Raw genomic sequence first — 19,445 nt, 5'->3', positions numbered from 1 at the left:
AAAAGGGGGGATCGACGTGGAACTGAGAGAAGAGATACTTAGAAAGGCTGAAAGCTACAGGCCTCTTATCAGTAAGTTTTTAAGGGACATCATTGCTCTTCCAAGCCAAAGCTCCAATGAAGGGGCGGTTGTAAATAGGATTGCTCAAGAAATGGAAAAGGTGGGTTTTGACAGGATAGATATTGACCCCATGGGAAACATACTTGGATACGTTGGAAATGGTCCTAAGCTGATTGCCATGGATGGTCACATAGATACGGTCGATGTGGGAGATCCTTCTCTTTGGACCTTCGATCCTTACGAAGGATTCGAGGACGAAGAACGAATTGGCGGAAGAGGGGCTAGTGACCAAAAAGGCGGCATGGCCTCGATGGTCTACGGAGCAAAGATCATGAAGGAGTTAGGATTGCTTGGCGATTGCACTGTGCTCGTAACGGGCACGGTACAAGAAGAAGACTGCGACGGACTTTGCTGGCAGTACATCATCGAAGAGAACAAAATAAGGCCCGAGTTCGTATTGTTGACCGAGCCAACCGCATGCAGGGTTTACAGGGGTCAACGGGGCAGGATGGAGATTAAAGTTGCGACCAAAGGTGTGTCTTGTCACGGTTCGGCTCCAGAAAGGGGAGATAACGCCATTTACAAGATGGCTCCCATCATACTTGAGCTCAGGGCCCTGCACGAAAATCTTGGCTACGATGAATTCTTGGGCCGAGGCAGCCTGACGGTATCGGAAATTTTCTTTACCTCCCCGTCGAGATGTGCCGTTGCCGATAGCTGCGCCATTTCCATTGACAGACGCCTAACTAGAGGAGAAACCTGGGAAGAGGCTTTAAATCAAGTAAGGAGGCTTCCTGGAGTTAAAGCTTCTTCGGCTGATGTGTCTCTTTATTCTTACGCGCGTCCATCGTGGAAAGGATTGGTGTATCCTACGGATTGCTATTTCCCTGCATGGGTGGTGGAGGAAGATCACATAGCTTGCAGGACGCTCGTTGAGGCTCATAGAAAACTTTTCGGCGAAGATCCCCTAGTGGACAAGTGGACTTTTTCGACAAATGGCGTTTCCATCATGGGACGTTACGGCATCCCCTGTGTGGGTTTTGGCCCGGGACACGAGGAGCAGTCTCATGCTCCAAACGAAGTCACCTGGAAGGATGAGTTGGTAAAGGCAGCGGCTCTTTACGCCGCCGTGCCTTACGTTTATTCAAACATGAAAAGCTAGAATGAGGGGGGTAAAAATATGCAAACACAATTTCGAAATAAACATTTTATAACTCTTCAGGAGTGGACTAAGGAAGAAATAGATACGCTTCTAGATGTTTCTTTCGAGCTTAAAAGACATTTCGCCATGGGAGTTCCAACGCCTTACCTTTTATATAAGACCATATTTTTGATGTTCTTTGAGCAGTCAACGCGCACGAGAAACTCCATGGAGGCCGGCATCGCTCAGTTAGGAGGGCATGCCAATTACTTGGACACGAGTACCATGCAGATCGCACACGGCGAATCGGCCAAGGATACGGCCATAATACTTTCCCGCTTCGGCCACGGCATAGCCTGCCGTAATTGTTTTTGGGACATCGGCAACAAATATCTCCGCGAGATGGCTGAGTGGGCCACAGTTCCTGTCATGAACTTACAATGCGACTTATACCACCCGATGCAGGTCTTGGCCGATCTCATGACGATAAAAGAAAAGGTAAAAGACACCCAAGGGCTTAAGGTTTCCGTAATTTGGGCTTACGCTACTACTCATAAAAAGCCGATATCTGTGCCCTTGAGCCAAATTTTACTCTTCCCCAGGTATGGCATGGATGTGACCCTGGCTTATCCGGAAGGCTACGATATGCCCGATTGGGCCATAAAGCAAGCCGAAGAAAACGCCAAAGCAAACGGCGGAAGTCTTAGAATCACGCATAACCAGGAAGAGGCTTACGAAGGAGCACACGTGGTGATCCCCAAAAACTGGGGAGACTGGGTAACCAATCCCGATCCGGAAGTTATCAACCCTCGATTAGAAGCCAACAAACATTGGAAGTGTACCGAAAAGATGATGAGCCTTGCTGACCCCGACGTCATGTACATGCATGCCCTACCGGCAGATCGCAAAAACGAGGTTGAAGATTCGGTCATAGACGGGCCTCACTCCATCGTTTTTGATGAGGCAGAAAATAGGATACACACGGCCAAGGCGGTAATGACCTTGACCATGGGAGGGAAGTAAAGTATTTACTTTGCCCTTAGAGGAGGGGGAAAATATGGCAAACTTGAAAGTAAATATAGCTGGGATGGAATTTGAAAATCCCTTGATCGTCGCTGCGGGACCTCCTTCAAGAAATTACGAGACCATCAAAAGAATGGTTGAAGGCGGAGCAGGCGGCGTCGTCACGAAGACCATATCGGTAAAGGCTGCCGATGTGCCTCGTCCCTGTATGGCTGCCTTTAAGGAAAGCTTCATAAACGCAGAGCTTTGGTCCGAACATTCTCCGGAATACTGGCTTGAGAATGAATATGAAAGGATTTCCGCATTGCCCGTCCCAATAATAGTGGGGATGGGATACACAGCTGAAGAACTTTCCGATCTTATCCCAAAGACGGAGCCTTTTGCCGATGCCTTTGAGATATCAACCCACTACGTTGGCCGCGATATTACGCCGGTATTAAATACTATTACGGCAGCTCGTAGATCTACCAAAAAACCGATTATCGTAAAGGTGAGTCCAGGTGTTCCGGATTTGGCCGAGCTGGGAAGAAGGCTCGAAGAAGTCGGGGTGGATGCTTTGGCTGCCATCAATTCGGTGGGGCCGGCTTTGAGAATAGATTTAAAGACGGGCTTGCCCTACATGGGAAGCAGCGACGGTTACGGTTGGGTCTCTGGACCTGCTATCAAAGGAATAGCGCTTCGCCACGTATTTGAGCTATCGCAGGCCGTTTCCATACCAGTCATAGGGGTAGGAGGGGTCTCAACTGGTGAGGACGTTGTTGAAATGTTTATGGTCGGTGCTTCGGCAGTGCAAATATGCACCCAAGCGATCGTAGAAGGTCCCAAGGCCTTCAAGAGGATCGCGCAAGAAGCGTCAAAGTGGCTGGACGAACATGGCTACTCTTCCCTTGAAGAAATAAAGGGGTTAACCGCCAAAAAGTGGTCGACGAGAAAAGAACCCCTTGTCAAAGTGACACCTAACGTGAACGAGGAAAAATGCACCGGATGTCACCGATGCGAGGAGTCATGTCTGTATTACGCTATAGCCGTAGGACCTTCCGGTAAGGCCGAAGTCACCCCTGATGCCTGTTTTGGATGCGGGCTCTGCTATACGCGTTGTCCCGTCGGTGCCATTACGCTGTCTTGAACACCTGCTTTAGCCCTGTAGGCATAGGCATACGGCCACAGGGCCAAAGCGAGGCTAGAGGGGGAAAAGAGATGTTTAGTACAGTAAATAAACCTGTAGAGAGGATTGATGCCTACGAAAAGGTGACGGGAAGGGCGAAGTACGGAGCTGACCTTCAGTTTGCCGGCATGTTGTACGGTAAGGTGCTCCGGGCAAGGTATCCTTCGGCCAAAATAAAGAAAATAAACGTCGAAAGGGCGCGTTCCCTTCCGGGCGTATGGGCGGTCATGACGGCTGAAGACGTCCCTTGTAACGAAATAGGCGTCATAATCCAAGACCAACAGATCTTGGCAAAGGAGCGTGTTTATTACATAGGTGATGGGATAGCCATGGTGGCAGCTGAATCTATAGAAATCGCTGCCAGGGCCTTAGAGGCCATCGAAGTTGAATACGAAGAGATCCCGGGCGTATTTTGTCCAATCGAGGCTAAAAATGAGAGTCCAATTCATCCAGACCGCAGGGATAACGAGATAATACACCACAAACTGAGGAAGGGCGACGTAAATAAAGGTTTTGCCGACTCAGACGTGATTTTAAATAGGGAATACGATACGCAGTTTGTCGAACACGGCTATCTGGAACCTGAAGCGGTAGTTGCTGTGCCTCACGAGAACGGGAGCTTGGTGACGGTTTACGGTTCAGTGCAAAATATATTTGCCACGAGGGATGCCGTTGCAAGGTGTCTAAAGGCTGGTTTGAGCGAGATAAGGATCGTTCAAAACCACATAGGAGGCAGTTTCGGCGGAAAAGACGAGGTCGTATCTTCCATGGCTTGCAGGGCTGCCATTTTGGCTTTAAAGACAAACAGGCCTGTGAAGATGGTAAACACCAGAGAAGAGTCCATTGTAGAAAGCTACAAAAGGCATCCCTATAAGATGAAATACAAGATCGGAGCCACGAAAGACGGAAGGCTTTTGGCCATGGAAATTGAAGTAGTAGCAGATGGTGGAGCTTATGCCTGCCAAACCCCCTTCGTTCCCTGGAGGTCTGTCGTTCAGGCGACCGGACCCTACGAAGTACCTCACGTTAAAACCGATACCTATGGTTATTACACCAATAACGTCTACACGGGAGCCATGCGCGGTTACGGCTCTCCCCAGGTGATATTTGCAAACGAGTCTCTAATGGATGAGCTTGCCCAGGAGCTGGGGTTAAGTCCCCTTGAGATTCGCATGAAAAACATCTTGAGGAACGGTTCTGTAACGGCAAGCGGCCAAAAATTGGATCGCCACGAAGTGAGCCTGGCTGAGGTCATAGAAAAGGCGGCTAAGGCCATTGATTTCGAGGAAAAATATAAAAGATACAGCAAACCACAAAGCGGAGATACCCGAAGGGGCATAGGCATGGCCATAAGTTACAGAGGCTGCAGCCTGGGCGCTGAGGCAGTGGACGCTGCCGGTGCTGTTTTGTCGATTCAAAAGGATGGAAGCGTTTACCTTTACAGTGGTTTGGCTGAAAACGGTCAGGGATTGAAGACCGTCTTCTGTCAAATTGCTGCCGAAGAGCTTGGAGTGGGCATGAAGCACGTAACTTTTTTAGAAGCCAATACCTTGATTTCCCCCGACAGTGGCTCCACCGTGGCATCTCGTTCCACCTTGGTGGGAGGAAACGCCGTCTTAAATGCCGCCAGAAGGGCAAAAGATGCCTTATCAAAGTTTGTAGCCGATCAGTTTGGTTTATCCTCAAGTGATCTCGTCTTTGAAGACGACTATTTATTTACCTTGGACGGCAAGAAATTGATTTCCTTTGCAGAAGCTGCCAACAAGGCTTTCTGGGCGGGCGTTCAGCTGTCCCATGTGGGCTGGTATGTAGCGCCAAGCATTCACTGGGACGAGGAGGCGGGAAAGGGAAATCCCTATTTTACATACGTCTACGCCTGTCAGATGGCAGAGGTCGAAGTTGATATGGGAACGGGAGAGGTGACGGTGTTGAACATGGCAGCCGCCCATGACGTAGGCAGGGCGATTAACCCGGAGATGTTGAAGGGCCAAATATACGGAGGAGTGATGATGGGACTGGGATATGGCATCTTGGAAGAAGTGGAAATTGACGAAGGCTATATCTTAAACTTGAATTTCGATAATTATTTGATGCCGACTTCCAAGGATATGCCTACGATCATTCCTATCATCGTCGAAAATCCCGATCCGGACGGACCGTACGGTGCAAAGTCCATAGGTGAACCTACGCTTGAACTTGGAGCTGCTGCCATAGCCAACGCCATAGCACAGGCAACGGGCAAGAGGATCAGATCCTTGCCCTTGAACTTAGAGAGGGTGCTTTTGGGCTATCCCTTAAAGAAGGGGCGTGGCAAGAAATGATTGACTACGAATTTATAAAGGCGCGTTCTTTAAAGGAAGCCCTAGATTTCCTCGGCAATTATGAAGACGTCAAGGCCATTGCCGGCGGGACTGACTTGATTGTCGATATTAGAAAGGAAAATGTCAGGGCTAAGGGATTTAAACGTTTATTGGACATAAGCGGTTTAAAAGAACTTGAATTCATAGAAAAAGAGCGAGACCGTGTAGTATTGGGAGCTTTGTTGACCCATACCTCTTTGATCGAATCTCCCATCATTGAGCAACACTTCCCCTTACTGGCCTCAGCTGCCAAGACCATTGGCTCTCCTCAGATTAGAAACAGGGGCACGATTGGAGGAAATATCAATAATGCTTCTCCAGCTGCCGATTTGCTTCCTCCACTCATCGCCTTAAAGGCACAAGTTAAACTGTGTTCTGTCAGGGGCGAAAGGACCATGTCATTGGAAGAATTTTTGGCTGGTCCCTACAAGACAAATCGCCAAAGTGACGAACTCATGACTGAGGTGCACATTCCACTTGTCAACGAAGACTATCTGGGGAACTTCCAAAAGATAGGAAGAAGGAAAGCCATGAACATAGCCCGCCTAAATTTGGCCATCCTTTTAGGCATAAATGACGGCACTATTTTTGATCCAAGGGTCGTGCCCGGTGCGGCGACGGCCTATCCGATACGTTTTGGAAAGGTGGAAGAAGCCATTTCAGGCAAAGACATAAAAGACATCGATCCGGCCGAGATAGGGGAACTTGCAAGTGAAGAGATGGTCTCCTTTACGGGCGTTCGCTGGTCCACGCCTTACAAGCGTGTGGCTTTAGCGAGCTTGGTCAAAAGGGCATTAGAGTCGATTTTCCAGGAGGCGAAGGTCGATGAGTAAGATCGAAGTTAACATTACCGTAAACGGGGCAAAACATCGCCTTGAGGTAGGACCAAAGGAGAGATTAATCGATACGCTTCGGGAGCGTCTTCACCTTACCGGTACGAAAGAAGGCTGCGGCGTGGGAGAATGTGGCGCTTGCACGGTTATCCTTGACGGCGAGGCGGTACATTCCTGCTTGATTCTGACGGCACAAGTCGATGGAAGCGAGGTTTTAACCGTCGAGGGCTTAGAGGTTGACGGACGTCTTCATCCGCTGCAGGAAGCTTTCATACAACATCACGCCATTCAGTGCGGTTTTTGCACTCCTGGCATGCTCATGTCCGCCAAGGCCTTGCTCGACAAAAACCCAAACCCGACCAGAGAAGAGATAAAAACCGCCATAGAAGGAAATTTGTGCCGTTGCACGGGGTACGAGCAGATCATCGAGGCCATAGAAAGTGCAGCGAATGAGCTTCAAGCTGCTTCACATTAAACATAGAAGCTTCTTAAGCACTTAAATTTGTTTTTGTTTGCCCAAATTAGATAAATTTAGCAGTTAGGAGTCAGAAAGGAGGGATAGAAATGCTGATATTAAAAGGCGGAACAATTGTAACCCTAGGTGAAGACTGCAGGGTAATAGAAGACGGTGCTGTGGTCATCGATGGTGACACTATAGCTGCGGTGGGGAAAAGCGGCGATATCCTTGCAAAATATGGTAATGGGGAAGGCGTAACTGTAAAAGACTTGGGCGGTAGGCTCGTGATGCCGGGTTTGCTAAACGCTCACATGCATTTTTACAGTACCTTTGCTCGAGGCATGTCCATAGCAGGCCCCTCGCCAAAGACGTTTAAGGAGATCTTAGAACGGCTTTGGTGGAGTATGGATAAAGACCTCGCGACTGAAGAAGAACTTTACTACAGCGCCCTGATAGGTGCCATAGAATCTGTTAAATGCGGTACCACCGCCCTGCTGGATCATCACGCTTCATTTGGCATGATCGATGGGAGCTTGGACGTTTTGGAGAAAGCCTTGCGTGACATAGGGCTTAAAGGATCGCTTTGCTTTGAGGTTTCAGACCGTTGGGGCCCAAAGGCGAGGGACACCTCCATCGCTGAAAACGTCAGATTCATAAAAAAGAACAAAAACGATCCCTTTGTGCGGGCAATGTTCGGGCTGCATGCATCTTTCACGCTGGAAGATGAGACCGTAAGGCGCTGCGTGAGAGAGGCAGAAGACCTGGACGTGCCCTTTCACTTTCACTTGGCAGAAGGTCTCGCGGACGTGACCGATGCCAGGGAAAGGGGTTACAAGGGTGTAACGGACAGGTTGTACGAGCTCGGGGTTTTAACTACTGGAAGCCTTGCCATTCACGGGGTGCACATAGACGAGCCCGAAATCGATCTTTTGGCAAAATGTGGCGTAAATGTCGTTCATAATCCGGAGTCCAACATGAACAACGCCGTCGGCGTGCCAAACGTCGTGGGGATGATTGCAAAGGGCGTAAACGTAGGACTAGGTACTGATGGTTATACCCCTTCGATGCTGGAGTCGGCCAAGGTCGCTTACATAATACATAAACACGAACGGCGAGATCCGACCGTAGGTTGGACTGAGACGGCAAAGATGCTTTTCGAGTCAAACGCTTCCATATTTTCCGAACACTTTGGCAAGCCCATGGGAGTTATAAAAGAAGGGGCCGCTGCTGATCTGGTGATTCTTGATTACTTTCCGCCAACGCCCTTGATACCTCAAAACTTTTTGGGACATCTCATATTTGGCATCAGAGATAACGCCGTAAACACCGTCATTGTGGACGGGAAAGTGGTGGTCGAAGATCACGTCTTGGTCACCATGGATGAAAGCCACGTGATGTCTGAAGCCAAAAGGGTAGCAGAAAGCTACTGGAGCAAAAGGAGTTGAAAGCAATGGAGTGGCATTGGCCAAAAGATTTAGAGGAATTGGCAAGACTCCTGAAGGAAGAAGGGGCGCTCATTCATGCAGGCGGCACGGCGATAAGGGAAGAAAGGATTAAATCTGCAGTGCACGTTATCGACATGTCTTGTCTGCCCTTAAATTATGTCAAAAGGCAAGATGGGGTTTGGCATATCGGCGCTACTGCAGTTCTTAACGACATCATAGATGCCTTCGAAGGAGCCCATGGCGATCACTTGCTCGTCAAAGCTTTAAAGAACACTGCAACAACGCCCTTGAGAAACCGCATTACCGTGGGAGGGAGCGTCTTTTTGTCGCCCCTTTGGTCTAATCTGATGGGTCCGCTTTTGGCACTTGAAGCGGAAGTGGAAGTGGTTGGCAAACTAAATGGAACGTACAAATACGAAGACCTCTTGTCCAAAAAGGCTGAGTTTCAAGGAAGCGCAGTAAAGGAAATAAAGTTCTCAGATAAAAATATAATGTATTTCTTTGACAGGTTTGCTCGCACTGCAACGGATTACTCAGCTTTTACCGTAACCATCGTTTTGGCAGTTGAAACAGATGTTGTTAAGGACGCGAAGATTGTCGTCACGGGTTGTAAGAAAATTTATGAGAGATTGAGTCAAGCGGAGACCAAGGTGATAGGGAAAAAACTTAAAGAGCTTACTCCAGAAGACATCCTTGAAGGTGCAAACGTGGAATTTGCCGATAAGCCCGCAGGAAGCGGGGCCTATTTGGCCGAAGTTTCAAAGGTCTTTTTGTGCCGCGGACTTGAGGCCTTGGGGTGTGCGAGGTGATGAAGATGAAGGCAAACTTTAAAATAAACGGAAAAAACTTTGAATTTGAATTTCCTCCTCACGCTAAGCTTCTTGACGTATTGCGAGAAAACGGCTTTACGGAGGTAAAGTGTGGCTGCAGGGAGGGCTTTTGTGGCGCTTGCTCTGTGCTTTTGGATGGAAAACTCGTAAACTCCTGCATGATTTACGCTGCTTCCGCCAAAGACAGAGAAATCACCACGGTCAAGAAGATAGGAACACTTCATGAACCGCATCCCATACAGGAGGCCTTCGTTGAGGCGGGAGCCGTTCAGTGCGGCTACTGCACTCCAGGCATGGTGCTTGCCACTTACACGTTGCTCGAAAGAAACCCGAACCCGACCGATGAGGAGATAAAAGAGGCCCTTGACGGAAATTTCTGCAGGTGCACGGGTTATGTTAAGATCATCGATGCTGTCAAGCTTGCGGCGGAGAAGGTGAAAGAAAATGACTAATTATATTAATGTTGGGAAAAATAAAGAAAAGGTAGACGCTCTTGCGCTAGCGACGGGCGAACCGCTTTTTACAGACGACTTTTTCCTCAAAGATCCTCTTCATATAGCCTTTCTTTATTCACCTCACGCGCATGCAAGGATAAAATCGATAGATACGAGCGAAGCCGAGTCCACGCCCGGCGTGGCTCTGGTTTTGACTTACAAAAATACTCCAAGGGTACTTTATACATCGGCCGGTCAGTCCTATCCTGAACTGTCGCCTTACGATATGTACATGTTTGATGAAAAGGTGAGGTTCGTTGGCGACAGAGTTGCGCTGGTTGCAGCAGAGACATTGGAAATTGCAAAAGAGGCGGTAAAAAAGATAAAAGTGGAATACGAAGTTCTTCCTGCCCTTTTTGACATTGAGAAGGCCGAAAAAGACGGCGCTCCCGTGCTTCATGACGGCGATGAGCACACACTTATATCTTCTGCCATCTACAAACCCGAAAAGAACTTGGTCGCTAGAATATCCTTTATATACGGCGATTCGAAAAAGGGATTTGAGGAATCTGATTTAGTGGAAGAGGCTACCTACTATACCCATAACGCATCGCACTGTGCCCTCGAGACGCACGTAGTTAAGGCCACATTTGATCAATACGGAAGACTCGTACTCATCACTTCTACCCAGGTCCCCTTTCATACAAGGAGGATAGTTTCGAGCGTACTTGGCATTCCCATAAGCAAAATAAGGGTCATAAAACCGCGAATTGGCGGGGGTTTCGGAAGTAAACAGGAAGTGTTGTTTGAGCCCTATGTGGCACTGGTAGCCTGGAGGACAAAAAGACCTGCACAGGTTGTTACGTCTAGGGAAGAATACTTCATATCGGGCAGGACAAGGCACGCCATGCGTTCTAAGATAAAGATTGGCGCTAAAAAAGACGGAACTATCGTTGCAATGGAGATAGACGACCTCATGAATGCCGGCGCTTACGGGCCACACGGACCCACTGTTTTGTCCAACACCGGAGCTAAGGTACTGCCGTTATTCAATAAGATAAACAACGTGTCGTTTTTTGCCGATTGCGTCTACACGAACCTCCCGGTGGGTGGAGCTTACCGTGGATACGGAGCGACTCAAGGGTTTTTTGGGTTAAACCAGCACATAGATCACATCACGAGGTTGCTTGGAATTGATATGGCTAATTTTGTAAAAAAATGGCACATCAAAAGCGGCGAGACCTCTGAAGTGTTCAAGGTCATAGGAGAAGGCAAAACAGGTCACGAACAATTTGTCACATCTTGCAAGCTTTCTGAGTGCATTGATGCGGCAGCACAAGTCATCGGTTGGAAAGAAAAACGCAATGCGAAGCGTAGAGAAGGCGATAAGTTCTACGGCGTCGGCATGGCGGTAGCAACACAGGGGTCGGGTATACCCTTGGTGGATATGGGCGGTGCTCATATGAAGATGAACGAGGATGGCTCCTTTAACCTTCACGTTGGAGCTACTGACATAGGAACCGGTTCCGACACGGTGCTGGCTCAAATCGCAGCAGAAGCCCTTCGCGTTCCCTTTGAAAAAATTATAGTTTATTCTTCGGACACGGACATGACGCCTTACGATGTGGGAGCTTACGCTTCTTCGACGACTTACGTATCTGGCAACGCCGTTAAAAAATGCGCCGAAAAAGTTGCATCTCAGATATTGGATGTCGCTTCCGAAATGTTTGAATGCCCCAAGGAGGAGTTGTCCCTTGGCTTAGAAAAGGTAATTCACGAAAAAAGCGGCCGAATGTTGAGCTTTAAGGACATCGCCTACTATGCCTTTTACACGAAAAACCAGTTTCAAATTGAAGATAGCGCGTCATTTGTGAGCCCCGTTTCGCCCTTCCCTTTTTGTGCCACCTTTGCTGAGGTCGAAGTTGACGTTAAAACAGGGATTGTAAAACCTTTGAAGGTGGTGACGGCTATGGATTGCGGCGTTGCCGTAAATCCGAAGCTTGCTGAAGGGCAGGTAGAAGGAGCCGTGCTAAACAGCATCAGTTTCAGTTTGTGCGAAGAGTATCTCTTTGACGAAAGCGGGAAGGTAAAAAATGCCAGTTTTTGGGATTACAAGGCTTACAAGACTACTGACTTACCCGATATTGTTACCATACTCGTGCCTTCCTTCGAGGACTTTGGTCCCTACGGCGCGAAATCCGTTGGAGAAGTTGCGATTAACACGCCGGGGCCTGCCATAGCAAATGCCATTTATGATGCCGTGGGAGTCAGGATGTATAACCTCCCCATTACACCTGAGCGTCTTTTGAAGGCCTTGAAAGAAAAAGACATAAGTTAACACAATTAAGGGGCGTCCTGTGGGTGCCATTTTTGCTTTAGAAAGGGTGGTGAAAATTATGGCATATGACCCCGAACAACCTGTGTTTGAGCAGGAAATTCAGATGTTAACCAAGCCTATTCTTACAATTGACGAAAAGCCCAAATCCTTTTTTGAGACGTTTTATTACGCCTTGCAACTTACCTTAGTTGATTTCAGTCCCTTTATATGGGCTACCGCTTTCGTGGCCATGGCCGGCTTGCCGGAAAGCGTCACGCCTTCCATGATAAGTTATTGTTTCATAGGGGTTTTCGTAGCCACTATGATACAAACCACACTGGGAAATAGATTGCCCGTCGTTCAATTGCCTTCCGTTCCCATTTTTGTAAATATGGCTTCTATCGCCAAGACATATCCCTTTGGGCTTACCACAGCGTGGGGAGCTGCCTTTGCGGGCGGCATTATAGAAGGAGTTTTCGGCGCATCGAGAGTGCTCACCGTTTTAAGGAAGTTCATGCCGCCAGTCGTTGTCGGGTCAGTAGTCGCAACTATTGGCTTCGTCATAACCCGCATCTCCCTTTCTTGGGTTTTTGCAATAACGGATTCGCTGCACTTGACTCTTGGAATAGTAAGTTTTTTACTTGCCCTTTTCTTGCGTTTTAAGCTCAAAGGTCTCATATCCAGGGGATTCGTTTTAATTTCAATCCTCATCGTCGGGATATTTGGAGGAACTTTGCTTGGTGTATTTGATTGGGGAAGCGTTGCCAGGGCGAGTTGGATTGCCTTACCGAAACTTTTCCCCTTCAAAGGATACGATGGAGCCTCATCTCCTATGATATTCAGTTTCTCCGCCATACTTTTGATATTGACCGGTTATGCCTGTTCCATATTTGAGTCAATCGGCGATTATGCTGCTATATGTACGGCTGCCACCGAACCCTACAAGGTAAAACACATGAACAGAGGAATAGCAGCCGAGGGCTTTTCTTGCGCTTTGTGTTCTCTTTTTGGAGGCCTTCCCGTCACGAGCGCTAGTCAAAATGCGGGCATCATCGCCTCTACGGGCATCGCAAGCAGGATTGTCACACAAACCGCAGCTTTCATCTTTTTGCTTTACGGCCTATCTCCCAAGTTGACTACAATTTTGGCTGCTATCCCGAAATCCGTAATAGGTGGAGCCTTCATCATAAGCGCCGGCTTGATATTGTTGTCAGGCATAAATACGGTAATGTCAGACATCAAGGACAACTTTGGAAATATGATCGTAGCCGGTGTGACTCTTGGAGTATCCGTAATGATGCCTTATTATCTTAACTTAGAGCGAAGCGCTTGGCTTGGGACGTTGCGTCCTTTCACAAAGCTTTATCTCACCAATAACGTCTTTTTGGCAGTTACAGTTGGCATAGTGAGCAACTTGCTCATCAATTATGTGTTTTATAATAAAGAGCAGTAACTGACATATGAGGAGATGTTTACCTTTGGGTGAAAAACTCGAAGCCGAACTTGCTGAGGAAAAATCCAGCGATATCAGGAATGATGGGTCTATCGTGGGAAAATCTGTTGTGAGGGTGGACGCCTGGGATAAGGTCTCAGGAAAGGCCCAATATGTGGATGACATACCTTTCCCAGGCTGTTGGTATGGGGGAACGGTTAGAAGCGATGTGCCCCACGGGAAAATTGTCGGAATAAGGCAGGACCCGTCGTTTGATTGGTCGAAGGTAGTCTTTGTGACGGCAAAAGACCTGCCAGGCCCGAATGAAGTGGCCATGGTAAGACGTGACATGCCCATATTGGCAAAGGAAATCGTAAATTACGTATCAGAACCCATAGCACTTATCGCTGCTCCGAGTAAGGCGCTCCTCAAGGCTGCATTAAAGGCCGTAAAAGTTGAAATAGAACCGATCGAGCCCGTGTTTACTATAGAAGAAGCGCTTTCGGGCGAGAACATCATATGGGGCGAGGACAACGTCCTTGCAAAGTTTGAAGTTAACAAGGGAAACGCAGAAGAAGCCTTTAATGAAGCAGACATCATAATCGAAGAGACCTACAGGACGGGACATCAGGAGCAGCTTTACCTTGAGCCACAGGGGATGGTTGCCCTACCGCGCGACGATGGTGGCATCGAGGTGATAGGTTCCCTTCAATGTCCCTACTATATTCACAGCGCCATGACCCACGCCTTCATGCTTCCACCCGAAAAAGTGGTGATTAAACAAGCCGTCACCGGTGGCGGATTTGGAGGGAAGGAGGATTTCCCTTCCCTCCTTGCCATACATGCAGCCGTCCTGGCCTTGAAGGCCAAGCGGCCCGTAAAGATAATTTATGACAGGGCAGAAGACATGGTTTCAACCACCAAAAGACATCCCTCAAGGATACGGCACAGAACCGGCGTAAAAAAAGATGGCACGATAGTTGCTCAGGACATAGACTTGGTCTTAGATGGCGGTGCCTATACGACGTTGAGCATTGTCGTATTACAGCGATCCTTGCTTCATGCAACGGGTTGTTACAATACCCCGAATGCGCATGTCTCAGCCAAAGTCGTTGCTACTAACACTCCGCCCAACGGTGCCTTCAGGGGCTTTGGGGCGCCACAAAGCATCTTTGCCATGGAACGGCAAATGGATAAAATTGCCAGGACCTTAGGTTTAAGTCCTGTCGAAGTGCGCCGCAAAAACTTGCTAAGGATTGGTGACGCCTTTCCCTTCGGCCAAGCGGTAGAAGACGGAGGAGCAAGGCTTGTCTTCGAACGTGCGCTGGCGATTTCCGAATACGAAAGGAAAAGGGCGGAATATTCGCGCGACCGAGATCCTAAAAGACGTGGCATTGGATTGTCTCTTTTCCTGCACGGCGGTGGTTTTACGGGATCGGGAGAACAAGCGATAGATGGTAAGGTCAAGCTTAAGTTAACAAGCGAGAGAGTTGAACTTTATGTAAGCAGCGTCGATATGGGACAGGGCGCAGCGACGGTATTGACGCAAATTACAGCCCAAGGCCTTCAAATACCCTTTGAGAGGGTTAGATATATGTCTCCCGATACTTCCAAGGCACCTGACAGCGGACCCACGGTAGCTTCTCGTACCACCATGATAGTTGGAAAGATCGTCCTTCAAGGGGCGGAAAAGCTTATAAAGCGCCTTAAAAAATACGTCTCCGATTACTTTGACGTCCCTGTTGAAGAAGTAACTTATAGCAAGGGGGTCTTTCAAAGAAATGGCGTTTCTGTGGTCGAATTTTTTGAGGCAGCCCGAGGTTACGAAAAAAAGCATGGACCGCTGGAGGTTATAGGGGATTATTTGCACCCGGCAGAGCTTTACTGGGATGACGACCGATGTCAGGGCGACGCCTACCAGGGTTACGCCTGGGGCGCTAACGTTTTAGAAGTAGAAGTGGATACGGACACCTGGGAAGTAAGGCCCTTGAGGGATACTGTCGTCGTAGATGTGGGCACGGCCGTAAACCCCCTGCTTGCCGTGGGCCAGGTCGAAGGGGGTAGCCTGCAGGGGTTAGGTTACGGCTACCTTGAGGTCATAGAAGTCGAAGGCGGCAAATACAAAAACGACAGGCTTTCTAATTACATCATACCAACGAGTGTCGATTGTCCCGACTTTTTCGTCGAGCTGACGGAAGTACCCTGCAGCAGGGGAGCCTTCGGTGCCAAGGGTTTGGGCGAAATGCCCTTGAGCGGAGGCGGTCCTGCCGTGGCGGCTGCCATAGAGCATGCCACAGGTCTTTTTTCTAACAAACTTCCCATAACTGGAGAGGTGCTCACCGCACTTGAGCAAAAAGGGGATGAAAGGCGATCATGAGGTTGCAGTTTATCTTAAACGAAAGAGAAGTTGCGGCTGAAGTTTCTCCCTTGGACCGGTTGCTCGATGTATTAAGAGAAGAGCTTGGTCACACGGGGACCAAGGAAGGCTGCGGCGAAGGCGAGTGCGGAGCCTGCTCCGTATTGCTTGATGGAAAACTTGTCAACTCCTGCTTGGTGCCCGCCTTGCAAGCGCGAGGTGCCGATGTGTTAACGATAGAGGGTTTAGACGGTAAAGACGACGAACTTCAAAGGGCTTTCGTCGAGGAAGGAGCCGTGCAGTGCGGTTTTTGCATTCCCGGGATGGTTTTGGCGGCTAGAGCCCTGTTGCAAGACAACCCACATCCCAATCGAGGCGAAATAAAACACGCACTGGCAGGGAATTTATGTCGCTGTACGGGATACGAGCGCATCTTTCGAGCCGTTGAAAGGGCCGCCGCGGCCGGTTACGGTGAACGATTAAAGCTAAAACAACCGCAAAAAAGAGGGCTTCGCTGCGAAAGCGTTCAGTTGCGAGGAAGCGAGCCTTCATGGGTATTCCTGCCCAAAAACCTGAAAGAAGCCTTAGAGATTTTAAGCAATCATCCTGATATCACATTGCTTTCAGGATGCACCGATTTTTATCCTGATCTTAAAAAAGAAAAACCAGAACCTGAAAAAGTGATGGATATTTGGGGCCTGGAGGGCTTAATGGAGATTGAGCTCAAAGGAAACTATCTTGAAATTGGAAGCGGAGTTACCTTCGCAGCGATAATCTCCTCAGAACCGGTCAAAAAGCATTTCCCGGCTCTTGTATCGGCTGGATCAATGATAGGTGGGGTAGCGGTCCAAAACAGGGCCACCATTGGAGGAAATTTGGTCAACGCTTCCGCAGCTGCCGACATTCCCCCTTTGCTTTTTGTACTCGGTGCGACGCTTGTGCTTCAAAGCAAAGATGGGACCCGCGAAGTTCCAGTCACGGAATTTTACAGCGGCTACAGGAAGACCGTTTTAAGACCGAACGAATTGCTTAAAAGCATAAAGATACCCTTGCCCTTGCCTGAAACAAGGCAGTTTTTCTACAAAAGGGGCTCAAGGCTTGCCTTGACCATATCGAGGCTTTCAGTGGCCGGTTTTGCCAGGGTCGATGGCGGGGTCATAACCGATATTCGCATAGCCGTAGGCAGCATGTCACCCATTCCCATGTTTCTTACCGAGGTTCAAAATTACCTCGAGGGCCAAAGGCTGACCGATGAAGTCATAAGGAAAGCCGGTTTGATGGCAAGTCAGGCCGTGTCTCCAAGGACATCTACGGATTATAGAAAACGGGTTACCGGAAGGCTTATATCTCGCTTCCTACTCGAACTAAGAGACAAGCAAGGGTAAGTGACCGGCGTTTTTGCCTTAAAATCGCATTTGAGAAGGGAGTGAAATGATGAACTGCGACGAAAAAACCTTGGTTTGCCGCTTGCTCAACGTGATCGAAAATGACATATTGCCACTTACCAAAGAATGCGTCCCCCAGGGCAACAAAATATTTGGCGGAGCGGTACTTAAAGCCGACGACCTTTCCCTTGTGGTTGCAGCCACCAACCACGAGAGTGAAAATCCGATCTTTCACGGCGAGATATACACGATCCTCAAATTTTTTGAGTTAAAGGATCGACCAAGACCTGATGAATGTCTTTTTCTTTCGACTCATGAGCCTTGCTCCATGTGTTTGTCGGCCATAGCATGGGCTGGATTCCCGAAGATTTATTATTTTTTCAGGTACCAGGACACGAACGATGTATTTAACATTCCTCATGACATCAAAATGCTTAAAGAGGTGTTTGACTGCGAGCGCCCAAGCTCCAAGAACTCATTTTTTGAATCCCATTGCATTTTAGATATGGCGTCAGATATCAAAGACGATGAAATGATCAGGTATCAGATTGACAGGATAGTTGAAGCCTACAATGTCCTTTCAATGGAGTACCAATGCATTAAAGATAGAATAAATAATATTATAAGAAAATAAAATAAGTACGTCCAAAGGTACCAACTATCGTTAGTCCGAAACACGGTAACTTGCAAAAGATAACGGTTATGTTATGCTTTAGTTAGGTTATTAGCTTGCTTAAGTGACGACGGAAATAGGGATAAGATTTGCTTTGGTTTTCGCGAACAATTTTCGTCTCGATAAGGTTTTGTGGATCGTTTTCTTTGACCTATAGGATTGTCACCAGAGATGGTTGCGGTTGAGGTAAAAAAATTTAAGTAAAAAAGTGTCATAGGAGGTGTTAAATGCTATGGGTGAATGGTTAGACAGGCGATTTAACGTAACCGCCAGCGGAAGTAGCATTCGCACCGAAATCATTGCCGGGATAACTACCTTTATGACTATGGCTTACATTATTTTCGTGAATCCTGCAATTTTAAGCGAAGCTGGCATGGATTTTGGCGCGGTCATGACTGCAACCTGTATAGCTTCTGCGGTAGGCACCATTTTAATGGCTTTACTGGCAAATTATCCCTTCGCCTTAGCACCGGGCATGGGGCTTAACGCCTTTTTTGCCTTTACCGTGGTCTTGGGCATGCAGGTGAGTTGGCAAACTGCACTTGCTGCCGTTTTTCTCGATGGAATTATATTCATCATACTTACAATCGGTAAGATAAGACAGGCCATTGTAAATGCAGTTCCCTATACGCTTAAGGTTGCAGTGGGAGCAGGTATAGGCATGTTCATAGCTTTGATTGGTTTGATACAAGCCGAAATTATAGTGGATAACCCGGCTACATTGGTATCTTTGGGCAATTTAAAGTCAGCCGTTCCGATCCTTTCTTTGCTGGGACTGCTTTTCATGGCCGTTCTTAATGCTTACCGGGTCAAGGGATCGCTTCTTTGGGGCATATTGTTAATTACCTTGATTAGCATCCCTCTTGGGGTTACCACGGCTCCGGAGAGCTTATTTTCGGCTCCACCGAGCTTGGCCCCCGTGTTTTTAAAATTCGATCTCAAATCCGCTTTGACCTTTGCGATGTTCCCGGTGGTCATAACTTTCGTCTTCGTCGACATGTTCGATACCATAGGGACGCTCATTGGAGTTTCCACGCGCGCAGGCATGCTGGACGAAAAAGGCGATCTTCCGAAGGCTGGCGAAGCGCTTTTTGCCGATGCCGTGGCTACGGTCGTTGGTGCCTGTCTTGGGACCAGCACTGTAACCACCTACGTAGAAAGCGCTGCAGGCGTCGAAGAGGGTGGAAGGACCGGTTTAACGGGAATTGTAGTAGCCATCTTGTTCTTGCTGGCCCTATTTATATCTCCAATAGCGCGCATCGTACCTCCTGCCGCAACGGCGCCCGCGCTCGTCATGGTTGGCGTTTTCATGATGCAGACCTTGAAGAATCTTAATTACGACGATATCACCGAGATAGCGCCGGCATGCATCACCATATTTGCCATGCCTTTTACTTATTCCATAGCCGAAGGAATTTCTTGGGGAATTATTTCTTATGCTTTAATCAAACTTTTTTCCGGCCGAGGCAAAGAAGTCAGCAAGACCATGTACGTACTGGCCATTCTGTTTTTGCTCAAAGAATTCATGCTTTAA

Annotated in this window: 15 protein-coding genes; all 15 read left to right on the top strand. The window is 48.3% G+C overall.

The genetic code is table 11. The annotated features are described in order from the left end of the window. The first annotated feature begins 16 nt into the window (after positions 1-16). The 15 genes from AC5SXE_RS00210 to AC5SXE_RS00140 all read left to right on the top strand — a co-directional run bounded on the left by AC5SXE_RS00210 (position 17) and on the right by AC5SXE_RS00140 (position 19,445). Positions 17-1,222, top strand: coding sequence for a YgeY family selenium metabolism-linked hydrolase (locus tag AC5SXE_RS00210; RefSeq protein WP_493916263.1), 1,206 nt, complete (start codon positions 17-19; stop codon positions 1,220-1,222). A gap of 18 nt (positions 1,223-1,240) precedes the next feature. After that, complete coding sequence (locus tag AC5SXE_RS00205) at positions 1,241-2,224, top strand: ornithine carbamoyltransferase (RefSeq protein WP_303883932.1); 984 nt, start codon at positions 1,241-1,243, stop codon at positions 2,222-2,224. 34 nt (positions 2,225-2,258) lie between these two features. Continuing rightward, positions 2,259-3,350 (top strand): 4Fe-4S binding protein, encoded by a 1,092-nt coding sequence (locus tag AC5SXE_RS00200; protein ID WP_303883930.1) that lies wholly within the window; start codon positions 2,259-2,261, stop codon positions 3,348-3,350. Positions 3,351-3,421: 71 nt separating this feature from the next. Then, entirely contained in the window at positions 3,422-5,710 is a 2,289-nt protein-coding gene (locus tag AC5SXE_RS00195; RefSeq protein WP_310846629.1) for a xanthine dehydrogenase family protein molybdopterin-binding subunit, read from the top strand. Continuing rightward, complete coding sequence (locus AC5SXE_RS00190) at positions 5,707-6,582, top strand: FAD binding domain-containing protein (protein ID WP_310846626.1); 876 nt, start codon at positions 5,707-5,709, stop codon at positions 6,580-6,582. The genes AC5SXE_RS00195 and AC5SXE_RS00190 overlap by 4 nt, the downstream gene beginning before the upstream one ends. Continuing rightward, positions 6,575-7,057 carry a (2Fe-2S)-binding protein gene (locus tag AC5SXE_RS00185; RefSeq protein ID WP_310846621.1) on the top strand — a complete coding sequence of 161 codons (483 nt, stop codon included), beginning with the start codon at positions 6,575-6,577 and terminating at the stop codon, positions 7,055-7,057. The genes AC5SXE_RS00190 and AC5SXE_RS00185 overlap by 8 nt, the downstream gene beginning before the upstream one ends. Before the next feature lie 89 nt (positions 7,058-7,146). Continuing rightward, the gene (gene ssnA / locus AC5SXE_RS00180; protein WP_310846618.1) at positions 7,147-8,484 is read left to right on the top strand and encodes a putative aminohydrolase SsnA; all 1,338 of its coding nucleotides are present in this window, start codon (positions 7,147-7,149) and stop codon (positions 8,482-8,484) included. Positions 8,485-8,489: 5 nt separating this feature from the next. Beyond that, positions 8,490-9,293, top strand: coding sequence for an FAD binding domain-containing protein (locus tag AC5SXE_RS00175; RefSeq protein ID WP_303883920.1), 804 nt, complete (start codon positions 8,490-8,492; stop codon positions 9,291-9,293). Further along, positions 9,293-9,766, top strand: a complete 474-nt coding sequence (locus AC5SXE_RS00170; RefSeq protein ID WP_310846612.1) for a (2Fe-2S)-binding protein — start codon at positions 9,293-9,295, stop codon at positions 9,764-9,766. The genes AC5SXE_RS00175 and AC5SXE_RS00170 overlap by 1 nt, the downstream gene beginning before the upstream one ends. After that, positions 9,759-12,086, top strand: a complete 2,328-nt coding sequence (locus tag AC5SXE_RS00165; RefSeq protein ID WP_310846609.1) for a xanthine dehydrogenase family protein molybdopterin-binding subunit — start codon at positions 9,759-9,761, stop codon at positions 12,084-12,086. The genes AC5SXE_RS00170 and AC5SXE_RS00165 overlap by 8 nt, the downstream gene beginning before the upstream one ends. A 19-nt stretch (positions 12,087-12,105) precedes the next feature. Continuing rightward, entirely contained in the window at positions 12,106-13,518 is a 1,413-nt protein-coding gene (locus AC5SXE_RS00160) for a uracil-xanthine permease family protein (protein ID WP_303883915.1), read from the top strand. A 25-nt stretch (positions 13,519-13,543) separates the two neighbouring features. Next, entirely contained in the window at positions 13,544-15,874 is a 2,331-nt protein-coding gene (locus AC5SXE_RS00155) for a xanthine dehydrogenase family protein molybdopterin-binding subunit (protein ID WP_310846603.1), read from the top strand. Then, positions 15,871-17,238 (top strand): FAD binding domain-containing protein, encoded by a 1,368-nt coding sequence (locus tag AC5SXE_RS00150; RefSeq protein ID WP_310846600.1) that lies wholly within the window; start codon positions 15,871-15,873, stop codon positions 17,236-17,238. Before AC5SXE_RS00155 ends, AC5SXE_RS00150 begins: the two co-directional genes overlap by 4 nt. Before the next feature lie 46 nt (positions 17,239-17,284). Then, on the top strand, positions 17,285-17,872 hold the full coding sequence (locus tag AC5SXE_RS00145; RefSeq protein ID WP_332635723.1) for a deaminase: 588 nt from the start codon (positions 17,285-17,287) through the stop codon (positions 17,870-17,872). Positions 17,873-18,143: 271 nt separating this feature from the next. Further along, complete coding sequence (locus tag AC5SXE_RS00140) at positions 18,144-19,445, top strand: NCS2 family permease (RefSeq protein WP_303883910.1); 1,302 nt, start codon at positions 18,144-18,146, stop codon at positions 19,443-19,445.

This window comes from Acetomicrobium sp., assembly GCF_059026225.1.
Note: the sequence above shows the minus strand (reverse complement) of the source record. Positions and strands in the feature narration are given on the sequence as shown.